The sequence below is a fragment of the Actinomadura sp. NPDC048032 genome (genome assembly GCF_040653175.1).
Taxonomy (GTDB): Bacteria; Actinomycetota; Actinomycetes; order Streptosporangiales; family Streptosporangiaceae; genus Spirillospora; species Spirillospora verrucosospora.
This window is the reverse complement of sequence record NZ_JBEZJP010000555.1, coordinates 1-4,416: the sequence shown is the minus strand read 5'-3', so window position 1 is coordinate 4,416 and position 4,416 is coordinate 1. Positions and strand designations below refer to the sequence as shown.

Sequence of the window (4,416 nt, the reverse complement as noted above, 5' to 3'; positions counted from 1 at the left end):
GGAAGGTGCGGCCGTGGGCGGCTTGTCTCCAGCCTTCTCGCCGGGCTTGGGCGTCTGCCGGGGTGCTGAGCGGGGTGATGTAGCCGTACAGCCTGGCGACCGGTTCTTGCGCAGCAGGCCCTCGATGACCGGGACGAGCCGGCCGCCCTTCTCCGGCGGGTCGGGCTCGTCGGAGATCACCGCGACCAGCGCGGCCATCGGCTCGGGACGCTCGAACGGCGACTTGCCGTGCAGCATCGCGTACAGGGTGACGCCCAGCGACCACAGGTCGGAGGCGGGACCGGCGACGCGGCCGCGGGCGCGCTCCGGCGCGATGTAGGCGGGCGAGCCCATGACGAGCCCGGTCTGGGTGAGGGTGGCGTCGCCGGAGGCGGTCGCGATGCCGAAGTCGGTGAGCACGGCGCGCTCGCCCATCCGGCCCGTGCCGGTGATCAGCACGTTGCTCGGCTTGACGTCGCGGTGCAGCACGCCGGCCTCGTGCGCGGCGTGCAGCGCGGCGAGCATCTGCCGGGCGATCTCCGCGGCGCGGCGCGGCTCCATCGGCCCGTCCTGCTTGATCACCTGGTCCAGGGAGCGCGCCCTGATGAGCTCCATGATGATCCAGGGGCGGTCGTCCTCCTCGACGACGTCGTAGACGGCGACGACGCCGGGATGACTGAGCCTGGCCGCGGTGCGGGCCTCACGGAACGTGCGCTTGTGGTGCACGGCGCGTTCCTCATCGGTGAGACCATGCGGGAGGATGACCTCCTTCACCGCAACGTCACGACCGAGGACCTCATCGTGCGCCTGCCAGACCGTCCCCATGCCGCCTCGGCCGACCTGGGTCACCAGGCGGTAGCGGCGGGCGAGCAACCGCTCACCGGTGGGTTCATTTGGCATATCCGCGACCATATCGACTTTTGCTGACAACCTTGGACTGAGAGTGCAAGCCACATCCCCTTACCCGTACGACGCCCGAGATCACTCCGCGGTTCGCCGCGGGACGGGCGCGCGGGGGCGGAGACGTGATCGACGTGCGACCCGGTAGAAAGGGGACCATGACCGAGCAGGGCCAGCAGCGCGGCCTGCGGGGCGAGTGGGGGCGGCTGATCCAGGCCGCGCCGACGATCTTCTTCTGGTACACCCGACTCTCCGGGATCCTGTCGCTGCTCGCATGGGTCTCCTATGGTCTCATCCTTGAGATAGCCGATATCTGGGCGTTGCGATGGATCGGTTATCTCGGCTGGTTCCCGAGCGTCCCGATCGGCCTGCTGTGGATCCTGCTGTCGATGGGCGTCCGGCGGCGCAAGAAGGCCGCGTGGCGGATCCTCGTCCTGATCTTCTGCCTGCCCACCGCGCTCGGCGTCACCGCCGTCCTGACGACGCTGATCAACCCGGACAGGCCCACCCCCGTCGGCCTGATCGTCACCGCCGCCGTGTACCTGGCGGTGCTCGGCCTGCTGATCTCCGCGCGCGGCCAGTTCACCACCCTGCCCGACCGGGCCAACCGGCGCCTGGCCACCCTCGTCTTCACCAGCCTCCTCATCGTGACCTGCGGCATCGGGACGTTCCTCGTCACCGTGACCGACCGCATCTCCCGCGGCGACTTCTGGACGCACCCGCTCTACGCGATCGCCCAGACCGTCCTCGGGCCGCGCGTCACCGGCAAGCCGATCGACGTGTCGGTGCCGTTCTGGGTCGACGTGATCCTGTGGGTGCTCGGCACCGGACTGATGATCGCCACGTTCTGGGCGCTGTTCCGGCCCGGGCGGCGCGACCCCGTCCTCAGCCCCCCGGAGGAGCTGGCGGCCCGTGCCCTGCTCGCCGAGTACGGCGACCAGGACTCCCTCGGCTACTTCGCGCTGCGCCGCGACAAGGACGTCATCGTCGCGCCGAACGGTAAGGCGGCCATCGCCTACCGGGTGGAGGGTTCGGTCTCCCTGGCCAGCGGCGACCCGCTCGGCGACCCCGAGTCGTGGGACCAGGCGATCGAGGCGTGGCTCGGCGAGTGCCGCGCGCACGCCTGGATCCCCGGCGCGGTCAGCGTCGGCGAGCGCGCCGCCCGCATCTACAAGCGGCACGGCTTCGACGCGCTGGAGCTCGGCGACGAGGCCATCGTCGACCTCACCGACTTCAACCTCGACGGACGGGAGATGCGGCAGGTCCGCCAGGCCGTCCGGCGCGTCGAGCGGGCCGGGTACACCGTGCGGATCCGCCGCCACTCGCAGATCCCCGGCTGGGAGATGGCCAAACTCATCCGCAGCGCCGACGCCTGGCGCGGCGAGGAGACCGAGCGCGGCTTCTCCATGGCGCTCGGCCGGCTCGGCGACCCCACCGACGGGCGCTGCGTCATGGTCGAGGCGTTCGACGCGCACGGGGAGCTGCGCGGCCTGCTCAGCTTCGTCCCCTGGGGGCGGGCCGGGCTGTCGCTCGACCTGATGCGCCGCGACCGGCTCGCCGAGAACGGCCTCAACGAGTACATGGTCGCCAAGCTCGCCGAGAAGGCCGCCGCGGTCGGCGCGCAGCAGCTGTCGCTGAACTTCGCGATGCTGCGCTCGGCGTTCGAGCGCGGCTCCCAGATCGGCGCGGGCCCTGTCGCCCGGCTCTACTACCGGTTCCTGTCGTTCGCGTCGAAGTTCTGGCAGCTGGAGTCGCTGTACCTGTCGAACGCCAAGTACATGCCCGACTGGCGTCCCCGCTTCATCTGCTACGAGCACGGGCGGCACCTCGTCCGGCTGGGCCTCGCCTACGCCCGCGCCGAGGGGTTCCTCCCGAGCCTGAACCGCCCCAAGCTGGACCGGGCCGCCTCGATGGTCCCCTCCGACGACCTCGTCGAGAGGATCAAGGAGATCGAGGAGGCCGCGGAGGCGGCCCGCGCCCCCCAGCGCCGCCTGTCGGAGCAGGAGCGGGTCCGGCACGCCAAGCTCGACCAGATCCGCGCCGCCGGGATGGAGCCGTACGCGCTCGGCTGCGAGCGCACCGACGTCGCCTCCGGCATCCGGGAGCGGCACTCCGGCCTCGCCCCCGACACCCGCACCGGCGACTCCGTCGCGATCGCGGGCCGCGTCGTCCTCGCCCGCGAGCACGGCCGGCTGATCTTCGTCACGCTGCGGGACGAGACCGGCGACCTGCAGGTCATGCTGACCGCCGACTCGGTCGGCGAGGAGTCGCTGCGCCGCTGGAAGGCGCTCATCGACCTCGGCGACCAGGTCGGGGTGCGGGGCGAGGTCGTCACGTCCCGGCGCGGGGAGCTCTCGGTTCTCGCGTCCTCGTGGACGCTCGCCGCCAAGTGCCTGCACCCGTTGCCGAACAAGAGCTCCGGGCTGTCGGACCCCGAGGCCCGCGTCCGGCAGCGGTACGTGGACTTCATCGTCAACGACGAGTCCCGCCGGATGCTGCGGATGCGCGGCGACGCCGTCGCCGCCGTCCGGGACGGCCTGCGCGCCCGCGGCTACCTGGAGGTCGAGACGCCGATGCTCCAGCCGGTGCACGGCGGCGCCACCGCCCGCCCGTTCACCACCCGCATCAACGCCTACAACATGCAGCTCTACCTGCGGATCGCGCCGGAGCTGTACCTCAAGCGCCTCCTCGTCGGCGGCGCCGGCCGCGTCTTCGAGCTGAACCGCAGCTTCCGCAACGAGGGCGTCTCGCAGCGGCACAACCCCGAGTTCACGATGCTGGAGGCCTACGAGCCCTACGGCGACTACGACACCATGGCCGAGCTGACCCGCTCCCTCGTCGTGGACGCGGCCCGCGCCGCCCTCGGCACCACGGTCGTCGTCCGGGACGGCGCCGAGTACGACCTCGCCGAGCCGTGGCAGGAGATCACCGTCTACGAGTCGGTGTCCAAGGCGCTCGGCGAGGAGATCACCCCGGGCACCCCGCCGGAGCGCGTCCACGCGTTCGCCGAGCGGGCGGGGCTGAACGTCGACCCGCAGTGGGGGCAGGGCAAGGTCGTCCAGGAGCTGTTCGAGGCGCTCGTCGAGGAGCACCTGACGGCGCCCACGTTCGTCCGCGACTACCCGGCCGAGACGTCCCCGCTGACCCGCCCCCACCGCGACGACCCGCGCCTGGCCGAGAAGTGGGACCTCATCGTCTTCGGCCTCGAACTCGGCACCGCCTACTCCGAGCTGATCGACCCCATCCTCCAGCGGCAGCGGCTCACCGAGCAGTCGCTCCAGGCCGCGGGCGGCGACCCGGAGGCCATGGAGCTCGACGAGGACTTCCTGCGCGCCCTGGAGTACGCGATGCCGCCCGCCGGGGGCATGGGGATGGGCATCGACCGGCTGCTGATCACGCTGACGGGCCGCAGCATCCGCGAGACGATCCCGTTCCCGCTGGTGCGCCCCGGCTCCTAGAGGCCGCGCGGGACGGGCCGGAACCCCTGCCCCGCGAGCCACGCCCGTGCCGCTCCCCGCCGGGCGTCCTCCCCCTCGG

At 71.9% G+C, this 4,416-nt stretch carries 2 protein-coding genes; one reads left to right on the top strand and one right to left on the bottom strand.

Annotated elements, in window-relative coordinates:
• Positions 1 to 879, bottom strand: an 879-nt coding sequence (locus AB0C69_RS38765; protein WP_360361045.1) for a serine/threonine-protein kinase, incomplete at its 3' end; no start/stop codon positions are given.
• Positions 880 to 1,037: 158 nt separating this feature from the next.
• On the opposite strand from AB0C69_RS38765, the gene lysX reads away from it, so the two are divergent.
• Entirely contained in the window at positions 1,038 to 4,337 is a 3,300-nt protein-coding gene (gene lysX, locus AB0C69_RS38760; protein ID WP_360361042.1) for a bifunctional lysylphosphatidylglycerol synthetase/lysine--tRNA ligase LysX, read from the top strand.
• Positions 4,338 to 4,416: the final 79 nt, after the last annotated feature.

Excerpts from the sequence above, each read along its gene's own strand:
- lysX (WP_360361042.1), top strand. The coding sequence starts at position 1,038 with ATGACCGAGCAGGGCCAGCAGCGCGGCCTGCGGGGCGAGTGGGGGCGG.